This is a genomic window from Jannaschia sp. S6380 (assembly GCF_023015695.1).
Lineage (GTDB): Bacteria > Pseudomonadota > Alphaproteobacteria > Rhodobacterales > Rhodobacteraceae > Jannaschia.
The window spans coordinates 2,534,891-2,554,097 of record NZ_JALKAS010000001.1; the positions used below are offsets into that span (position 1 = coordinate 2,534,891).

Annotated in this window: 13 protein-coding genes; 5 read left to right on the top strand and 8 right to left on the bottom strand. The window is 68.4% G+C overall.

The genetic code is table 11. From position 1 onward, the window contains the following. The first annotated feature begins 85 nt into the window (after positions 1–85). Entirely contained in the window at positions 86–1,972 is a 1,887-nt protein-coding gene (locus MWU52_RS12970) for a glycosyltransferase (protein WP_246952669.1), read from the top strand. A 2-nt stretch (positions 1,973–1,974) separates the two neighbouring features. Beyond that, entirely contained in the window at positions 1,975–2,871 is an 897-nt protein-coding gene (locus MWU52_RS12975) for a glycosyltransferase family 2 protein (protein WP_246952671.1), read from the top strand. On the opposite strand, the gene MWU52_RS12980 is transcribed toward MWU52_RS12975, so the two are convergent. The 6 genes from MWU52_RS12980 to MWU52_RS13005 form a co-directional block, all read right to left on the bottom strand. Further along, positions 2,868–3,557: a class I SAM-dependent methyltransferase gene (locus tag MWU52_RS12980; RefSeq protein ID WP_246952673.1), complete on the bottom strand. Its 690-nt coding sequence runs from the start codon at positions 3,555–3,557 to the stop codon at positions 2,868–2,870. The two genes, MWU52_RS12975 and MWU52_RS12980, sit on opposite strands and share 4 nt — an antisense overlap. 61 nt (positions 3,558–3,618) lie before the next feature. Beyond that, positions 3,619–5,874: a polysaccharide biosynthesis tyrosine autokinase gene (locus tag MWU52_RS12985; RefSeq protein ID WP_246952675.1), complete on the bottom strand. Its 2,256-nt coding sequence runs from the start codon at positions 5,872–5,874 to the stop codon at positions 3,619–3,621. After that, positions 5,875–6,912, bottom strand: a complete 1,038-nt coding sequence (locus MWU52_RS12990) for an NAD-dependent epimerase/dehydratase family protein (protein WP_246952677.1) — start codon at positions 6,910–6,912, stop codon at positions 5,875–5,877. Further along, positions 6,899–7,921 carry a glycosyl transferase family 2 gene (locus MWU52_RS12995; protein WP_246952679.1) on the bottom strand — a complete coding sequence of 341 codons (1,023 nt, stop codon included), beginning with the start codon at positions 7,919–7,921 and terminating at the stop codon, positions 6,899–6,901. Before MWU52_RS12995 ends, MWU52_RS12990 begins: the two co-directional genes overlap by 14 nt. 14 nt (positions 7,922–7,935) lie before the next feature. After that, positions 7,936–8,862 carry a glycosyltransferase family 2 protein gene (locus MWU52_RS13000; protein WP_246952681.1) on the bottom strand — a complete coding sequence of 309 codons (927 nt, stop codon included), beginning with the start codon at positions 8,860–8,862 and terminating at the stop codon, positions 7,936–7,938. Between the two features lie 180 nt (positions 8,863–9,042). Further along, positions 9,043–10,326, bottom strand: coding sequence for a polysaccharide biosynthesis/export family protein (locus tag MWU52_RS13005; protein ID WP_246952683.1), 1,284 nt, complete (start codon positions 10,324–10,326; stop codon positions 9,043–9,045). A 5-nt stretch (positions 10,327–10,331) separates the two neighbouring features. On the opposite strand from MWU52_RS13005, the gene MWU52_RS13010 reads away from it, so the two are divergent. Then, entirely contained in the window at positions 10,332–11,531 is a 1,200-nt protein-coding gene (locus tag MWU52_RS13010; RefSeq protein WP_246952685.1) for a glycosyltransferase family A protein, read from the top strand. A 5-nt stretch (positions 11,532–11,536) separates the two neighbouring features. On the opposite strand, the gene MWU52_RS13015 is transcribed toward MWU52_RS13010, so the two are convergent. Next, positions 11,537–14,893, bottom strand: coding sequence for a G8 domain-containing protein (locus tag MWU52_RS13015; RefSeq protein WP_246952687.1), 3,357 nt, complete (start codon positions 14,891–14,893; stop codon positions 11,537–11,539). Positions 14,894–15,349: 456 nt separating this feature from the next. Beyond that, positions 15,350–16,597 carry an O-antigen ligase family protein gene (locus MWU52_RS13020; protein ID WP_246952690.1) on the bottom strand — a complete coding sequence of 416 codons (1,248 nt, stop codon included), beginning with the start codon at positions 16,595–16,597 and terminating at the stop codon, positions 15,350–15,352. A 149-nt stretch (positions 16,598–16,746) separates the two neighbouring features. On the opposite strand from MWU52_RS13020, the gene MWU52_RS13025 reads away from it, so the two are divergent. Both MWU52_RS13025 and MWU52_RS13030 read left to right on the top strand, forming a co-directional pair. Beyond that, the gene (locus MWU52_RS13025) at positions 16,747–17,529 is read left to right on the top strand and encodes a hypothetical protein (RefSeq protein WP_246952691.1); all 783 of its coding nucleotides are present in this window, start codon (positions 16,747–16,749) and stop codon (positions 17,527–17,529) included. Then, positions 17,526–19,037: an FAD-dependent oxidoreductase gene (locus tag MWU52_RS13030; RefSeq protein WP_246952693.1), complete on the top strand. Its 1,512-nt coding sequence runs from the start codon at positions 17,526–17,528 to the stop codon at positions 19,035–19,037. Before MWU52_RS13025 ends, MWU52_RS13030 begins: the two co-directional genes overlap by 4 nt. Positions 19,038–19,207: the final 170 nt, after the last annotated feature.

Below are 19,207 nucleotides of genomic sequence, written 5' to 3' on the forward strand. Positions count from 1 at the left end.
CGGGGCGTGGGGGCGGGTTTGTGCAAGCTTGGCGGGCATGCGATAGGCGGGGCGGTCCGATCGCGAACGCATGGCGGAGAAGCGCATGATCCTGCGCCGATTCATTTCCCGGATGGGCGCCCGCACCGGCGCCTTCGACGCGCCGTTCCGCCCGGCCGGCCGGATCTATGCCGTGGGCGACGTGCATGGCCGCCACGACCTGCTGCAACTGGCGCTGCGCCACATCGGCCAGGACGATGCCCGCCACGCGGTGCCCGCGACGCTGGTCATGCTGGGTGACTATGTCGATCGTGGGGACGGCGCGGCCGAGGTCCTGTCGCTTCTGCGCGCGTTGCCCGAATGGTTTCGGGGCGACGTCGTTTGCCTTGCCGGCAATCACGAGCGAATGATGCTGGATTTCCTCGCCGATCCGCCGCGGAACGGCCCGGTCTGGCTGGCGAATGGCGGATTGCAGACGCTGGCGAGCTTCGGTGTGGGGCTGGGCGACCCGGGGGACGGGGCCGCGCTCATGGCCGCGGCCGATGCCCTGCGCGCCGCCATGCCGGACGGGACGGCGGACTGGCTGGACGACCGACCCCTTCACTGGCGCAGCGGCAACGCGATCTTCGTGCATGCGGGCCTGGATCCGGCCTATCCGCTCGAGGCGCAGGAGGATGCGACCCTGCTCTGGGGGCATGCCGCGTTCGACCGCACATCCCGGCAGGACGGCCATTGGGTCGTTCACGGCCATACCATCGTCCCCGAACCGCTGGCGGTCGAGGGGCGCATCGCGCTCGACACCGGGGCCTGGGCCACGGGGCGGCTAACCGTCGGCATCCTGGGGTCGGGGGCGCCGCGATACGTCACGATCACGGCGGATGGGGCGGAAGATCCCCGCCCAATGCTGCTTTTCCCCGGCCCGGACCGGGGCTACCCTGTCGCCGCAACCGAAGGACGCGAGACCATGGCCGTCGTCGAGACCATTGCACGGGAGCGTGCCGTTCCGCCGGGCGTGGTCGAACCCGCCGAGGTGATCGTCGTGGTCCCCACCCTGAACGAGGCATCGCATATCGAGGCCTGCCTGACCTCGCTCGACCGGGGCGACCCGTTCATGGTGGACGTGCGGGTCGTCGTGGCCGACGGCGGCAGCACCGACCGGACCCGGGCGATCGTCGCGGACCTGGCGCGCGCGCGTCCGGGCCTCACGCTGGTGGACAATCCACCGCGCCTGCAATCGGCCGGGATCAACGCCGCCGTCGCGGCCGAGGCGGGGCCGGACCACCGTTACCTGGTCCGGTGCGACGCGCACGCGGTCTATCCGCCCGGCTATGTCCGGCGGGTCGCCGAGGCCCTGGCCGCCCGCCCCGACGCCGCCTCCGTCGCCAGTGTCCTCGACGCCGAGGGGGACGGCTGTTTCCAACGTGCCAGCGCCTGGGTGGTCGACACGCCGCTGGGCTCCGGCGGATCGGGTCATCGCGGCGGCGCACGCTCGGGCTGGGTCGATCACGGTCACCATGCCGGGTTCCGGCTGGACTGGTTCCGGCGCGTGGGCGGCTACGACCCGTCGTTCAGCCACAACGAGGATGCGGAATACGATCACCGCCTGGGTCTGGCGGGCGGGCGTGTCTGGCTCGATGCCGGATTGCGGACGGGGTACCGCGTGCGCCCCACCGCGCGCGGCCTCGCCCGCCAATACTGGAACTACGGGCGCGGGCGGGCACGGACGGTGCGCAAGCACAGGATGCGGCCACGCCTGCGGCAGCTGATCCCGGCGGCAAATCTATTGGGGATGGTCCTTGCGCTGGTCGTGGCGCCCGCCTGGCCGCCGGCCCTGATCTGGCCCATCGCGTATCTCCTTGCGCTGGCGATGGTCTCCGGCGTCGCTGCCCTGCGTCTGCGCAGCCCGTGCGGTCTGCTGGCGGGGCCGGCGCTGGCGATCATGCACAACGCCTGGGGGGCGGGATTCCTTTGGCAGATCGCGCGGCGGGGCTGAGGATGCGGATCGCCGTCCTGATGTGTACCTTCCGCCGGCCCGAAGTGCGGCAGACGCTGGCCTCGCTGGCGGCGCAGGACCTGCCCGTCGGCGCGCAGCTTCGCGTGGTCGTGGCCGACAACGACGATACGCCATCCGCCCGTGCGACGGTGGAAGGTGCCGCACCCGGCCTTGCGGTCGAGTACCTCCATGCCCCGGCGCGCAATATCTCGATCGCGCGGAACGCCTGTCTCGACGCGGCGGACGGGGCCGACTGGGTCGCCTTCATCGACGATGACGAAATCGCGCCGCCGGACTGGCTGTCCCGGCTGCTGGCCTGCGCGGCCGAGACCAGCGCGGATGCCGTGTTCGGCCCGGCGGTGGCCCGCTACGGCCCCGACGCGCCCGAGTGGATGCGTCGTGGCGACCTGCATTCCAACCGCCCCGAACGTCGGGGCGGCGATGTGCGGACCGGACACACCTGCAACGCGTTGCTGCGCTGGGCCGGCACGCCCTGGACGGGACGGCGGTTCGACCTGTCGCGCGGCGCGTCGGGGGGCGAGGACACGGCCTATTTCTTCGACCTGCATCGCGACGGCGCCAGGTTCGAGATCTGCGAGGACGCCGCCGTGCACGAAACCGTGCCCGAGACGCGCCTGTCGCTGCGCTGGCTGCTGCGGCGGCGCTTTCGTTCGGGGCAGAGCTATGCCGCGTCGGAGGTCGGGGCGGCAGGGCGCACGCGGCTGGCACTGTCGGCCACGGGGAAAGCCGCAATTTGCGGGTTTGGCGCGGCGGCCACGGCGGTCTCGACCGGCCGGCGCAATTCCTGGCTTCTGCGCGGGGCGCTGCATCTGGGCGTGGTCGCGGGCTGCTTGCGCCTGCGTCAGGCGGCGCTCTACGGGGGCGACGCCGAAGGCTAGGGGTGCTTCACCAACCGTGCGCAGAGGATCGCCGGATCGCCCACGTTCGCCCGAGGCCGCGCATCGCGAAGGCTGCGATAGACGTCATGGTCGTCTCGGATCGCGAAGACGCGGCTCTCCTCGACCGTACAGCGGTCGAACGCTTCGAGCGTGCTTTCGTGCAGGCGATGCGGCTCGGTCACGGTGGCGGGATGGTCGATCTCCACGATCAGCAGCAGATCCCCGCCCGGCGCCAGGATGCGCTGCATCTCGGCGATCGATGCCTCCACATCCTCGACATGGTCGAGTGCGTTGAACATCGACACGACGTCGAAGCGCGCATCGGGGAAGGGCAGGGATTCGCTGCCGGCACGGACGTAGCGCATTGTCTGCCCGCCCCCGTTCAGCGCGATATAGCGATCCGCCAGCGGGTCGGCCCCCACCCGTTCGGCTGCCCCCGTCGCCCATTCCAGGCTGCCCAGGGGGCCGCAGCCAAGGTCGATCATCCGCTTGCCATCGAAATAGGACCGCTCGAGGCCGAACAGGTCGGTGAAGCGGGATTCGAAATGGCCATTGTAGAACTTGCCGCCCGATTTTCGAAGTTCGCGGCGCCAGTACATCAGCTCCGCCTCTTCCTTCATCCGGGTCTGAAGGGCCTTGGGGGCAATCGAAAGGACGCCCCCCGCGATCTTACCGACGATGTTCATGCAGTCGCTCCTCCTGTCTTTCGAACAATGAGAAGAGCGCCGCATCGCCCCTCGAACTTCCCTAGTAGTAACTTCGTATCTGGCTCGCCGGAGCGAAGGACATGACCGCGCAACTTGGCGGGCGTCCGGCACGATCGAGCATCCGGCGCCCGGTCAGCACGTCATCCGTGCTGCTTCCATAGGGAACCATCATCACCACCTGGTTGGCAAGTCGCGCGACGGGCAGGGCGTCGGCCACGGGCAGCAGCGGGGCCGTGTCGATGATCACGACGTCGAAATGCCGCTTCAGCGAATCGACGATCGTCGACATCTTCTGCGACAGCAGGACGCCGGCCGGGTCGTCCGCGTCCAGGCGCGTGGTCAGGACGCGCATGCCCGATTCGGGATCCTCGTGCAGGGCGCTCGTCAGGTCGGCGTTCCCCTCGATCACGTCGACGAGGTCGGGATGCGTCGGCAGATCCAGCAAACGGGCGATGTTGCCACGACGCTGGTCGGCATCGACCACCACGCAGGATTTCCCCATCCTCGCGAAAAGGCGTCCGATATTGATCGCGGTCGTCGTCTTGCCCGCCCCCGGGTTGGTCGAGACGAAGCACACGACGAAGCCCCCCGTCTGCGGAGCCGCCATCATCAGCGTGCTGCGCAAGGTTCGCAGACTTTCCGACAGTGGCGACTGGGGCTTGTGCAGCGCCGTCGCCAACGGATCGGACCGCCCCCAGAGCGAGGCCACGCGCGGCACCAGGACCATGTCGGCCCCGCGCATCAGCCGCTGCAACCCGTCGAGACCGCGCAGCCGCGTGTCGGTCAGGGCATGCGCGAAGGCCAGCGCCAGGCCCAGGAACGCGCCGCCGAACCCGCCCAGCGCCACGGCCAGCTTCTTGTTGGGCGCGATGGGGGCCGGCGGCGGGCTGGCATAGTCGATGACCTGTGCGTCGCTTTCCTGCAGGTCGCCCACATCGCGGGTCTGGTTGAAGCGGTCGAGAAAGTTCTCGTAGACGAGCTGCGCGGCGCTCTGTTCGCGCTGGAGCTGGGCCAGGCGCACCTCGCGCTGTGCCAGCGCCACGGCGCGGCGTTCCATCTCGGAGAGTTGCCGCGACAGCGCGTCGGTGCGGGCGCGGGCGAGGTCGACCAGCTTGGCCTTGTCGTCGCGCAGGCGCAGCACCTCTTCGGCCAGCGCCGATTCCAGCCGCGCGATTTCGCGGCGGGCTTCGTCGAGTTGCGGGATGTCGTCGCCGAACTGGCCGCGCAGCCGGTCCTCGCGGCGGCGCAGGTCCGACAACTCGGCACGCAGCGTGGTGATCGTCGGCGACTGGAACAGGCCGGCGGTCGAGATCGCGCCCTCGGCCTCGATCAGCGCGTTCAGGCTGCGGAGTTCCGATTCCAGTTCGGACTGCTCGGCCGTGGCCGCGCTCAGCCGGACCGACAGATCCGCCAGCTGCTGATCCATCTGGACCCGGCTGCCGAACCCTTCGGACAGGTTCTCGTTGCGATAATCGATGGTCGCGCGCTCCGAAGCCTCGACCCGCCCGCGCATCGTGTCGAGCCGCGTCTCCAGTCCGGCGGTCGCGCGGTTCAGGACGTCGAAACGCCGGTTGACCTGATCCTCCAGGTAGACGTCGATCAGCGCGTTCGGGACGGCGGCGGCCAGGACGGGATCGGTCGTGGCATACTGCACCGACACCAGGTTCGAGCGACCTACCTGCCGGACCTTGAGCCCCTGCCGCAACTGATCGACATAGCTGGCCTGGTCACCCAGCGCGGTCTTGCCCGTCAGTGCCGCGTCCGCGACGGGCGATCTGCCGGCCGTGGCAGGGCCCGCGCCACCGGCGTCGTCGGTGCTCATGCCCAAAGCGCCCTTGAGGAGGTCGACGGCCCCGTCCGACATGCGCGCCAGCAGGCCGGGCCCGTCCTCGGGCGGGCGCAGGTCGGGGTTGAATTCGGCATGGGTGTCGAGATCGAGGCGATCGGACACCTCCGACAGCACGCGGCCGGACGTGATGATCGCGATCTCGCCCGAGATGGCGGCATCGTCCAGGCGCAGATCCTGGAACAGCGCGCCCATCGCGTCGTCCACACGCCCCTTCTGCCCCAGCAGAAGTTCGGCCCGGGCCTGATAGGTCGGCGTCACCTGCAGAACCAGGATCGCGGCGATCACCGCCCCCAGGAAACCCAGCCCGGCGATCAGCCACCAGCCCCGCCGCATGATCGCGAGGATGCGACCGAAATCGAGAACCATGTCCTGCGACCCGCCTCCCTCGGCCACGGGCGCCACGGTCGGGCCCAGGCTGCGGCGGTTGTCGGCGGAAATCTCGTTCATCTAGTCAGCTCTCTGCTCGGCACTGGCCGGGGGCAGATCTCCGGCAGCGCGGTAGGCGGCGATGATATCGCGGACCTCGCCGGCGAAATCCTGTCGCGGCTCGAATTTCAGCATCTCTCGGGCCTTGGATATGTCATAGGCCCGGTTCTTGATAAAGAAGGCAACGCGCCGGCGGAACAGCGGCGGCTCGACCCCGATCGGCTTGCACACGATCTCGGTCGCATGCGCCAGCGCCATCATCGGACGGACGGGCAGGCGAAGCCGGGGTTCGGCCACGCCCAGCTGCGCGGCGATCTCGCGGGCGTTCTCGGCCAGCGTCATGTAGCGGCGGCCGCCGATCAGGAACGCCTCTGCATTGATGTCGGTGGCCTCCATCGCCTGCTGGAACGCCCGCGCCAGGTCGCGCACGTCGACCCAATGGGTCAGCGCCTCGCCCCGCCCGACATAGAAGAAGCGCCCCTTCGCGATCATCCGGAACAGCTTGAGCGTGCGCGCGTCGCCGGGCCCGTAGATCATGGTCGGGCGTAGGATGACGCCGCCGATCCGGCCCTGTTCGAAATAGGCCATGGCGATCCGTTCGCCCTCGGCCTTGGTGACCTGATAGATGTCGCCGGGGTTGAACGGATAGCTCTCGTCGGCGGGGGGATGGTCGATATCGCTGTGGACGCCGTTGGTGGAGCAGTGGACGAAGCGGGGCACGCCGGCCGCGATTGCCGCGTCGAGCATGTGGCGCACGCCCTCGGCGTTGATGGCGCGGAAGGTCTCGTCGGGCAGCCCCTCCTGCCGGAAGATGGCGGCCACGTGGTAGACGCCCGCGCACCCCTCGGCGGCCATGCGCAGCGTCTCGGGTCTTTCGAGGTCGCCGATCACGACCTCCTGCACATAGGGCCGCAATGCCTCGGCCTGGGCCTCGCGGCGGACCATGGCGCGCACGGCGATCCCTTCGGCATGCAGATGTCGGACCAGATGGCTGCCGACGAAGCCCGCGGCACCGGTGACGAGGAACAGGTCCCTGTCCTTCGTGTCAGTCGCGGGCATCGGTCACCACCTGTCCGGGGGGCTCCGCGTCGCGGTCGGCCGTGTGACGGGGGTCGGTGGTGATGATCTCGGCCACCTCGTACTGCTTCATCCGGCGCGCGCCGGCGAAGACGATGATCTCGCCCACCAGCCCGATGGCGATGATCTGCAGGCCCAGGACGATCATCAGCACCGCGAAGATCAGAAGCGGCCGGTCGGCCAGTGCCGTATCGCCGAGCAGGCGCTGCACCACCAGAACGGCGGTCATCACCGCGCCCGCCAGGAACAGCGGCAGGCCGATGGCCCCGAAGAACCGCAGCGGCCGGCGCAGGAAGGTCAGCACGACATAGAGCGTCAGCGCATCGAAGAGCGCGCGGACATGGCCCAGCGGCTTGAAGATGTAACCCGCCGTCTCGGCGTCTTCGGACGGTGCCGGGGCGACGGTGACCTCGGCGGTGTCGTGACCGCGATGGGCGGCGATCACCGGCAGGAAATGCTGGCGCACGCCGAAGCTCGCCACGTCCTCCAGCGTGTCGCGGCGGACCAGGTGCACACGGCAGAACGGGTCGGCGGGCGCACGGCCGAACATGGCGCGCAGGACGCGTCCGAACAGGCGCTGGCGAAAGCCCTGCAGGGCGCCGCCCTCGGGCCCGCGGCGGACGGCGGACACCATGTCGTGATCGTCCAGCGCCGCAGGCAGCCGCGCGAGGTCGGCCGGTTCGACCTGGGGCCAGCCTGGCAGCATCAGGATGAGCTCGGCCGAGGATCGCCGCACCGCCGTCGCCAGCGCCGCGTCCTCACCGCTCCAGGGGCGCTGGCCGATAACGGTCAGGGCGTCCCAGCTCTCGGCCAGGGTGCGCAGGCTGGCCAGATGCTCGGCCTGCCGGCCATCGACGATCACCAGCAACTCGTAGCGCAGACCGAGGCCGTCAAGTGCGGCACGGCAGCGCGTCAGCGTGTCGTCGACACCGCCATCGGCATCCGTTGCCACCAGAACCGAAAGGTCCAGGCCGCGCGGTGCATCATCCATCCGGTCCATCCGACTCACCCCGATCCTCCCGCCGGTGCGGGCCGGCGATGCAGGCCCTGGAACATGGCCCCGGTCACGAGGCCCAGCAACAGCAGAAACGCCGAGAGCGACAGGAGCAGTCCCGCCGCCGTCATCGCAACCACCATCGACCCGCTATCGGGCATCAGGACCAGCAAAAGCAAGGCCACCACGGCCATTGCCCCCGCCAGACCCGAGAAACGCGCCAGCGGGCGTCGCGCGAAGATCAGCAGCGTCTTGATGACCATGAGGTCGAGCAGAACCTTGAAGATGCGCGACAGGCCGTACTTGGACTCGCCGAACTGCCGGGCGTGGTGGCGCACCCCCACCTCGGCCACGCGCGCGCCCATCGGGATCGTCATCGCCGGGATGAACCGGTGCATGTCCGAGTAGAGCGGCACGCGCCGGATGATTTCGGACCGATAGACCTTGAGCGAGCAGCCGTTGTCGCGGATCGGCAGACCCGTCACCTTTCCGATCAGCCAGTTGGCCATCTTCGACGGCAGCTTGCGCGTCAGGAACTTGTCCTGTCGCTTGACCCGCCATCCCACGACCAGGTCGTAACCCTCGTCCAGCTTGTCGATCATCATCGGAATGTCGGCGGGGTCGTTCTGCAGGTCGCCGTCCATCGTCACGACGTAGCGGCCACGCGCATGGTCGATGCCAGCCTGCATGGCCGATGTCTGTCCGAAGTTGCGGCGGAACCGGACGATCACCAGCCGCGGGTCTTCCGCGGCGATGCGCGACAGGCGCGGAATGGTGTCGTCGCGGCTGCCGTCGTCGACCAGCACCATCTCGAAGCTGCGGCCGCCCGGCTCCAGCGCAGCGACGATGGCGTCGCACAGGGGGGCCACGCTCTCCTCCTCGTTGAAGATCGGAACGCAGACGGAAATGTCCGGTCGGGATTGGGGCGTCTGGGGCATGGCGGGGGGCGGGCCACCGGATCGGCGGCGTCCTGTGGATGTTTCGGGTCGGCGGGGCGCACGCCCCTTGCTATCATAGGTCCTGCGTCAGGAGTCGGCATTTTGCAGGGATTTCGCGGCCTGAATGGGGCCTCGGGGCGAAGTCAGGAACGATACCGGCGCGATTTCCCGCGGCTGTTGTCAGTCTGCGACAGTCACCGCCTCGACTTCGAGCACATCCAGCGGACGCAGGGGCGTCGCGGGGGTCGCCGCGATCCGTTCGCCGCCGTCGCCGCGAAGGATGGTGAAGTCGAGCCTCACGCTTTCCTCTCCCTCCGGCTCGGCCAGCAGGGCGGCGGTGGCTGACAGCAGGTTGCGCGTGGTGGCGAGCTGCGTCTCGAGGCGGGCAACCTCGCCCTCGGCCTCCTGCAGGTCGCGCAGGACCTGGACGCGGCGGTTGGCCCGAAGATCGCCCTCGTCGCGGTCCAGCTCCGAAAGCTGCTGGCGGGCGCGGAAGATGCCGGTCTCGGTGTCCAGCTCCCGCGCCTCCAGGTCGATCAGCGTCTGCTGCAGGGTGATCAGGGTCGGCGATCGGGCCAGGCCGCGCTCGCGCAGCGCCTCCAGATTGCCGACAGATTCGCGCACAAGCTCCAGTTGCCGACCGATGCCGGCGCGCTTCTCCTCCAGCGCGGTGATCTCCGTCTGCAGCAGCGCCTCGGTCTCGCCGATGGAGGCCAGCGCGCTTGCCATCTGGCTGCGGCGGCTGTCGAACAGGCTGGCCTCATGGGAATAGAGCGCCTGCGACGCCGTCTCTCCGGACGGGTGGGGCGGCAGGTCGGGGCGGTCGAAGGCGTCGCCCTCGGCCATCTCGGCGCGCAGGCGGGCCGCGCGCATCCGCTCGCGCGCCAGACGCTCGGCCAGCTCCTCGATGCGGCCGACGGCGCGGATCGCCTCGCCGGTGCCGGTCGCCTCGTCCGGGCGGTAGATGCCGCCGGCCAGCGCCAGGGCCCGGGTCGCGTTCAGGCCAAGCTCGTACTCGTAGCGGCCCGGTCGCGCCACATCGCCGAGGACATAGACGGGCCGGTACTCGACGATCTCGACCGTGGCGCTGGGCGTTTCCGCCAGGCCGAGGCGGCGCTGGTAGCGTTGGCCCACCTCCCGCGCGAGCGTCGCGACATCCAGCCCGCCGGCCGTCACCGCCCCCAGCAGCGGCAGGGCGACGGTTCCGTCCCCGTCGATGCGGTAGGTTCCGCCCAACCCTTCATAGAGTTCGAATTCCAGTTCCAGCGAGTTCCAGGCCAACACGCGCACCGCGATCCGGTCTCCCGCGTTCAGGGCGTAGCCGTCCTGCGCAAGGGCCGGCCCCGGACCGACCAGCATCGCGGCGAAGAGGAGGATCATGGCCACGAGACGGCGCGCCGCGATTGAAACGAGGTTCGAGACGTGGAACGTGTCGGACATGAAAAGCCCGCAATCGGATCGCATCTAGAATGCCCTTAATTTCGGCGATCGTCCCGACCTACAACCGCGCGCGTTTCCTGCGTCAGACCATCGATGGCCTCAGACGTCAGACACGCCGGGTAGACGAGATAATCCTTTGGAATGACGGCTCAACTGACGAAACGCTAGACGTAGTGCGGGACCTCGGCAAGGGGATCCGCGTCTTCTCGGCGGCCAATGCGGGCAAGTCCGCGGCGCTCAACGCAGCAATGGCCGAAGCACGAGGCGATTATATCTGGATCTGCGACGATGACGACATCGCGCTGCCCGGCGCGGCGGCCACACTGGCCGGAATTCTGGACGCCAACCCCGGGGCGGGCGTGGCCGGCGCGTCCTATCGGCGATTCCGCGAGGGGCAGCCGGAGCAGGGGCCGGGTTATTGGCCCGACATGGGGACGGGCACGCCGATCCGGCATGTCCTGGAGGACATCTTCCTGTTCCAGAACGCGATGATGGTGCGCCGCGAACTCTACGACCGGGTCGGGCCCTTCCGCGAGGATTTGCCCCGGTCGATCGATTACGAGATGCTGGTGCGGCTGGGCCTCGCCGCGCCGATCGTGATGACCGAGGAGGCCGTATTCCTGCAGCGCAAGCATGACGGCGACCGCGGGCCCGCAGCGGCCCGGCACGCGGCCGACCAGTCCGAAGCGGTCTGGAAGGCCACGGACCGGGCCATCTTCGCGGGCTTCCGCGACCGCATTCCGCTCTCGTTCTATGAGGCGATGTTCCAGGCCGATGGACCGGAGGCGCTCCGCCGGGTGGCGTTGCTGCAACGGGCCTGCGTTCATGCACGCAAGACGGACTGGCCCGCCGCCATCGCCGATTTCAATGCGGCGGCCGGGCTTCTGCCGCAGGCGGCGCTGGGCGCGACCGAACGCCGGATCTGCCTGCGCGCGATGGCCGGCAAGCACGGTATCGCCGAGGCCATGGAGCCGGCGACCCGGCACGCGCTGAGGGGAATCGCGCGCCGGACCCCCGCCGGTGCGGCCATCGCCACGGCGTTGCGCCACGGTTTGCGCTGGCGCCTGCGCGTGGCCGTCACCCGGCGCGACCTGGGCGACACGGTCGGGATCGCGCGGCTGGCGATGGCCCTTCGTGGCGGGGGCGGGGGCACCGATGCGGCCCCCGAAACGAAAGAACGCCGCGACATTCCTGCCGCGGCGTTCGTGGATCTCCGTCCGGTGGACTGACCGGTCTACATGATCTCGATCGCGTCCGCGTCGTTCAGCTGCTCGATGGTCAGGCCGCGGCCGTTGCGGATGACCGCGATGTCCTCGAACGACTTGCCCTTGCCGGTCTCGTCGACCTGGAGGATGCCGAGCGTGCCCGCCTTCTCGATACGGACCCAGTCGCTCAGATCGGCCGGATCCTCGGGCAGGAAGCCGCGGAACGACAGGACATCTCCCTCGCCGAGGTCGAAATCCTTGATGTCGTCCAGCTTGCCGTCGAGAGAGGCCTTGTTGAAGACGAACGTGTCCGCCCCTTCCTCGCCGTAGAGCTTGTTGGTTCCGCCCTTGGCGCGCAGTTCGTCGTCGCCCTTGCCGCCGAACATGATGTCCTGACCGCCCGCGCCGATGATGAGGTCGTCGCCGCCGGTCCCCTTGAGCTTGCCCGCGCCGTCGATGAGGTTCGGGCCGGTGTCGGGTTCGGCGTCCAGGTCCACGAAGGTGATCTTCGGGCTCCAGACCTTGGCCTTGTTGCCGTCATCGTCCTTCACGAACAGGCGGACGCGGGCGAAGCCTTCTTCGAAATCGCTCAGATCCATGGTGATCTTGCCGTCCGAGTCGACCTTCTGGCGGACCTTGTTCTCCTGGTCCCAGACCACCACGCGACCGCGGGCGTCGTCGTCGAGCCCCTCGACACGGAACGACACGATGCCGGAGCCGTCGACGTCGACTTCCTTGGTAAAGCCGATCAGGGCGAGGTTGCCGTCCTCGTCCGCGGAATTGTCCTCCGCGTGATCCCCGCCGCCATGACCTCCGCCGTCATGACCGCCATGGCCGTCATGATCGTCGTCGTCCTCTTTCTCGTCGTCGTCGTCCTTCTCGTCATCGTCATCGTCGTCGTCGTCGCCGTTGTCATGGCCGCCGTTGTCGTGGCCGCCGTGACCATCGTGGTCGCCGTCCGACCCGTTGTCGTCTTCATGATCGTCATCGTAATGATCGTCGTCATGATCGTTGTCATCATGATCGTCATGATCGCCATGCCCACCGCCATGGCCGCCGTCACCTTCGTTGCCGCCATCGGGTCCGAAGATGTTGAAGCCGTAATCGAAATCGGTGTTGTCGATCTTCGGGTTCGGATAGGCGTCCAGCTCGTTGGCCTTCAGCTTGCTGCGATCCACGTCGTCCAGCTCGATGTCGATGATGACGGGATGCTGCTCGCCGGTCAGGCGGTCGGTGATCCAGTTCACCACGGGCGAGACCCAGGTGCCGTCGGGCTTCTCGAAGGCGCCGTGCTCGGCCAGGAACTCGTCGAAGGTGAATTCGATCTGAAGGCCCGCCGCCTGGCCGCCCAGGCGCAGCTTGACGCCGTCGAATTCCTTCGAGCCGGTCGCGCCAGAGGGGGTCTTGGCCACGACGTATTCGTTGAAGGTCCGCTCGCCCAGCGAGTCGATGATCTTGCCCTTGATGTTCAGGGTCGAATCCCCGGACCCGATCTTCAGGTCGGCGTCGTTCGACGCGACGAAGCGGACCTTGCTGACCTCGGTCAGCTTGGAGCTGTCGAGGATCTTCGGCATCGGGTTGTTGTAGTCGATCCCGTATTCCGACCGGAAGTAGTCGACGAGCGCCTTCTTCGTGCCGGCGTTCGAGATGTTCTTCATCAGGTCTTCGATCTTGAAGTGATTGTCGACATTGATGAAATCTACGTCGACCAGCACCGATTCATGGTTGATGCCATAGCTGTGGTAGCCGGTGCCGAAGTCGCGGAACTCCACATTGTTGAACACCACCGCCGAGGTCTTGCGCTCGACCCGGAAGCCCTCGCCGCTGCCCTGGAAGGTCGAGTCGATGAACTCGTAGTTCGAGGAGTAGTTCTTGAGGTTGATGCCGTTGTCGCCGCCCCAGACGGTGAAGTCGCGGATCACGCTCATGGTGTCGGTGTCGTCCGAAAACTGGCGGTGATAGACGCGAAACGCCTCCTGCGCGCCGATCACCTCGTTGCCGGTGAAATCGACGATCGGCGGCTCCTCGTGGTCGAGGGCGACATCGAAGGGCGAGGGGTCGAACTTGACCTGCTCGCGCTCGAACATCTTGCGGTGTGCGCCATCGCGGGGGGCGCCGCCATGCGCCTCGTCGACCGCGAAATCCTCCTGCCCGGAGAAGTTCCAGCCCAGCTTGGAATTGGCGGCGATGTTGTCCTGCTGGACGATCACGCGCGACTGGTTCTCGTAGGCGGCACCCTGGTCGCCGTCGCCGTTCTTGTTCGGCGCGTCATAGCCGCTGGTCCCGGTGACGAGGTTGCCGATCCAGGCGCCGGTCTCGTCGCCGACCTCGGACACGATGCCGCCGCCGACCACGTCGGAGACGATGTTGTCGGACACGATGGCGCGGCTGGAATGCTGGACGATGCCCCAGCCCGGCGAACCGGAGACGGCATTGCCCTGCAGAAGCGAGCTGGCCGCGTCCACCTCGGTCCCGGTCATGTGAAGGTGCAGCGGATAGCGCCCCTCGGGGTTGGCCTTGGTGATATCCTCGGTCTTGTCCGTCCGGCCCAGGTCGTCGAAGGCCGCGTAGCGGACCGAATTGGCCGGGTCGTCGGCCCCGCCGGAGGTCGAGTTGTGCAGCATGACGTGGCCGCGCTGCCCCTCCGGGTCCTCGGAGCTGAAGGTGACGTTGCGCGACATGTTCCCGACATAGGTGTCGACGGACATGCCCGACGGCGTCGTGTGGTCATGGTCGAGCGCGCGGTCGAGCGTGATCTTGTCGCCGTCGATGGCGACGATCTTGCGCTCCTCGTCCTGGTTGCGCAGCCGGCCCTTGTCATCCTCGCCGACATATTTCGTGCCGACGATCAGCAGCGTGTCGCCGACATTCCAGTTGCCCAGGTCGCCGTCGACCTTGATGGTCTTGTCGCCGCGCTCGGCTTCCCTGTCGAGCGTCAGGAAACTCTCCTTCTCGGCCCCCTCGATCGACACCTCGCCATGCGCGACCAGCCCATGGGACAGACGCTCGGGGTCCTTGCCGGTATCGATCTCGCCGTCGCGGAAGATGACGTCGGCCGTGATGCGCGCCGGGATCGGGTCGTCCTGCGTCCCGATCTCTAGCCGCGAGCCCGGCATGGTAACAATCGTCTCAACGACCATCTCGGTGTCATGCGCGCGGGTCCAGTCCAGCGTGCCGTCGACGCGGACCGTGCCAAGATCTGCGGACTTTTTCACGTCGTAGGTAATTGAAATTCCCGAGGGAATATATACCAGGGCGTCATCGTTCGGGATCCGGCCGCCCTTCCAGGAGGAGCCGTCGGACCAGTCGCCGTTGCGGACCGCGACGTGGGTCGCATCGGAAGCTTTCAAAAGCGATGCCCCGGAATGCATGTGGTGGCCGTTCATATAGGTGCGTCCTTCGTTCTGTTCGGCCCTTGGCTCCATGGCAGGCCCCCGGATGGGGCTGCTGCGGACAAGGGCGATCGTTCGTCCGCAACTGAATGCGGGCGCTCCGAGATGGCTCCCGGTGTTGGCAGAAAGGGCGGCCGCCTGGACCTGGCCCGGTTTGGATCTTGCGTACGTGGTCTGTCTGACTGTCCCGTGACGGTTGGCCCGCCATCATGTCTCGGTCGATATCACGTCCGCCGGTCGCGCCAGGCGCGATCGGTTGGTTTCATTGCGTGGTAGTGCTAGTGAATTTTGCTAGGGTGACTTTGCGAAATTGCTGCTACCCGCGTGTCTGGCCCATCTCAATCCTCCTCTGCCCCATTTCGTGGCTAGGATTCGAAAACGGCGAAAATATGCTTGTTTCGGGGTTATCGTTCGCGGATTTGTGGCGGGAAGCCGCCGCGGGACGCGACGTCAGGCGCGTCGGCCGGTTCGCGCCTGCGCGAACAGCGCCTGGCAGGAGACCAGCGCGCCGATCCATACGACCATGTGGAAGAGGACGAACGGGCGCAGGAAATCCGCCTCCGTATAGGTCCGCACCATCGCCACCGTCATGTGGGTGAAGAAGTAGATCAGCGGCATCGTCCCGATGCGGAAAGCCGCCAGGCCCAGCATCCAGACCGCCCAGGCCATGCCGATCAGCGCCAGGCCCATCCCGATCAGGCCCTGGTGGACGGCGATCTCGTAATACGCGTTGTGGAAGTTGAAGACGTCGCCCGGCGACTTGAAGAATTCGAAATAGATCCGCTGCACCAGCGGCGAGGTGTGATAGCGCCAAAACCCGCCGGCGCCGACGCCCAGAATCGGGTTCTCGGCCACCTGCTCGTCGGCGTATTGCCACAGCAGGGTCCGGCCCGTCAGGGTCGTGTCCTTGCCGAACTCGTCCAGCACGACCTCGACCGGGTCCACCGTTAGCGTCGGCAGGATGAAGCTGCCCGCGATCAGCACGATCCCCAGGAAAAGGAAGGCCAGCGACAGGCGGCTGGTGCGGAACAGCCCGCCCCGCAGCACGATCGCGCCGACCAGCAGGATGCCCGAGGAAGCCAGCACGAGAAGGACGGCCGTGGCCGAATTGCTGGCGAAGGCCATGACCGCGGCGATGACGGCGAGCCCGAGCGCCGCCAGGCGCGTCAGCCTGCCCGCGCCGGGATCGAGGAACGTGGCGAAGGCGACGATCCACAGGACCACCATGTTCTTTCCCATGGTGTTCTTCTGCGCGAAGATCCCGCGCCCCATGTCGCCCGTACCCACCGCGTAGAGCAGGTTGATGACGCCGATCACTCCGGTCGCGAGCAGGATCGCATGCATGATCTGCCGGGGGGTCAGGCTGACGGCGACCTGGAAGCAGATCATCATCGTCAGGAACAGGTAGACCGCGTGCTTGAGGGCGGCCAGCGGCTCGACCGCCCAGGCGATCGACAGAAAGCACCACAATGGGAACAGAAGGACGAACCAGGCCCGCGCCACCAGTGGCAGGATCGCACGCTGCCCGCGCCAGACCGCGATCGCATACCAGAGCGATAGCGGATAGAGCAGCAGCTCGTCGCCGGGGAACTGCACGAAGGTGACGCCGAACCACAGCGCCAACAGCACGAAATCCCGCCGCTGGGCCGAGATGCGCAGGCGCAGGCGGCTGCCCGTGTCATGTATGGCGGCGTCCATCGAAGCCCGTCCTCCTTCGCGGCATCTGATACCGGATCCCGCGCCGATTGCACCAGTTTCCCGCGCGACGTCGATTGACCCCGGGGATATGGTGGCCAGAATGCCCGCCGGGTTGATCCCGGGGCGCATCGGCAGGCAGGACGCGAAAGATGGACGAGGCGACGGCGATCGACGGTCATGTGCATCTCTATCCGCGGATGGACGCCGCACGCCTCTTCGCGGCGGCCGCACGAAACCTGCGCCGGATCGCCCCCGCCGCGCAGGACCGTGCCTTGCTGTTGACCGAGACGGCACGCGACGATGCGTTCCGCGCGTTGTCCCGGGGGCGGGTCCGGCCCGAGGGTTGGGCGGTCGAACGGCTTCCGCAGGACCCGGCGGCGCTGCGCCTTTCGCATGGCACGCTGGGGACGCTCCTGCTCGTGGCGGGGCGACAGGTCGTGACGGCCGAGCGGATCGAGGTGCTGGCCATCGGCACCGACGCGTCCTTCGACGACGGGCAATCGGCCGACGAAACCCTGCGCCGGATCGCGGCGGCGGGGTGCCCCGCCATCCTGCCCTGGGGCCTCGGCAAGTGGATCGGTCGTCGTGGCCGCCTGGTCGAGGATCTTTTGGACCGGCATGGCCCGGCTGTGCGCCCGGGCGACAATGCGGGCCGGCCTGTCGGCTGGCCGCGACCCGGGCCGTTCCGTGGCAGGGCCGTCCTGCCCGGAACCGATCCGTTGCCGATCCCCGGCGCCGAGGAGGAGGCCGGCCGCTACGGCCTCCTTTTGTCGGGGCGTCTCGATGCGGCGCGTCCGGCCGCCGATCTGGTGCAGCGCCTCAGCCTGCCATCCCTGTCGGTCAAGGCGATCGGCCGACGACAGAACATGGCCCGGGTTGCGGCCCGCCAGATTGCCCTGCGCCGCGCCCGCGCGGAGCGTTCGCCGTCATGAAGCGCGCCACCCTCGCCGAGCTGACCGCCGATCCGGTCGATATCCTTGTGATCGGGGGCGGCATCTACGGTCTGATGGCGGCGCGCGACGCCGCCCTGCGCGGATTCTCGACGGTTCTCGTGGAACGCGACGATTTTGGCGGGGGCACCTCGCACAACTCGCTCAAGATCATGCATGGCGGCATCCGCTACCTTCAACAGCTCGACATCGCCCGGCTCCGCGCCTCCGCCCGCGAGCGGGCCTTCTGGCAGCGGGCGGCCCCGGCCCTGATCCGACCGCTGGACTTCGTGATCCCGCTCTTCGGGCATGCCGGCAAGGGCCCCGAAGCCTTCCGTGCCGCCGCGGCGCTCTACCGGATCGCCTCCGCCGGGCTACGCGGCCCGGAATACGGGTCGGGCGCCGTCATCACGGCCGCAGCGGCGCGCGACAGGATGGGCGAACTGGCGCCTGCCGGGATGACGGCAGGCGGCGTCTGGCAGGATGGCCAGATCCTCGATGCGAACCGCCTCCATCTCGCATGCCTGCGCGCCGGCATCGACGCTGGCCTGCGGGCGGCGAACCACATGCGGGTCGATGAGCTGTGTCGCCGGGATGCCACGGTCACGGGTGCGCAGGTGACCGATCGGCTGACGGGCGAGACCGGGCGCATCCGCGCGCGCATGACCCTGTGCTGCGCCGGGGTCGCCACGCCCGACATCGTGGCGACCGCGAAGGCGCCGCTGCGGACGCGCTTCCCCAGCTTCGCGCGGGCCCTCAACATCGTCACCGACCGTCCCGCCGATCCGCAGGCCATCGGCATCGTCAGCCGCACCCCTTCCGATTCCCGCTTGGGCCGGGGCGGGCGGATGTATTTCCTGACGCCCTGGCAGGGTCGCACGATCATCGGCACGCACGAGGCCGATCCGACCGATGACGGGTCCCCGCAGGGCGATGTCGACGCCTTCCTGCACGAACTCGCGGCCGCCGGTTCGGCCCTTCGGCTCGGGCGTGGAAACGTGCTGTGGACCTATGTGGGCAATATCCCCGCCGATATCGATGATGCCAGGGGCGGGCCGCGCCGGCACACCCGCGGCACGCTCGTCGACCACGGTCGGGCCGATGGGCTTGCCGGGTTGATCAGCGTGACGGGCGTCAAGTACACCACGGCCCGACTTGTCGCCGAACGTGCCGTGGACTGCGCAGCGGCGGAGCTGGGGCATCGGGTTCGCGGCCGTCCTTCGCTGGAGGCGGGGTTGCCCGATCCCGGGTTGGCGATCTTCGACCCGTCGGACGGGGCGGCACTGGATCACCGCATCCGCACCGCCATCCGGGAGGAGATGGCCGACAGCCTGGAAGACGTTCTGCTGCGGCGGACCACGCTGGCCGAAACGGGCCGCCTCGCCGGTCCGGCGGGGGCGGCCCTGATCGACCGCGCGGCCGGCCTCATGGCCGAGGCCGCCGGTTGGGGTGCGGATCGCCGCGCCGCCGAGGCGGCGCGGATCCGGGATCGGCTGCCGGGGGCGGGTTGACCGCCGGCATCAGCCGGTGATCAGCGCATCCCCATCGAGGAACATCTGTTGGATGTCGAGGTTGCGGCCGCCGCGGATGATGCCGAGGGCGGTGAAGGCGTCGCCGCCGCCGTCGGTGTCGATCTCGAGGCGTCCGACGGTGCCTTGGGCGACGATGCGCAGGTGGCCCG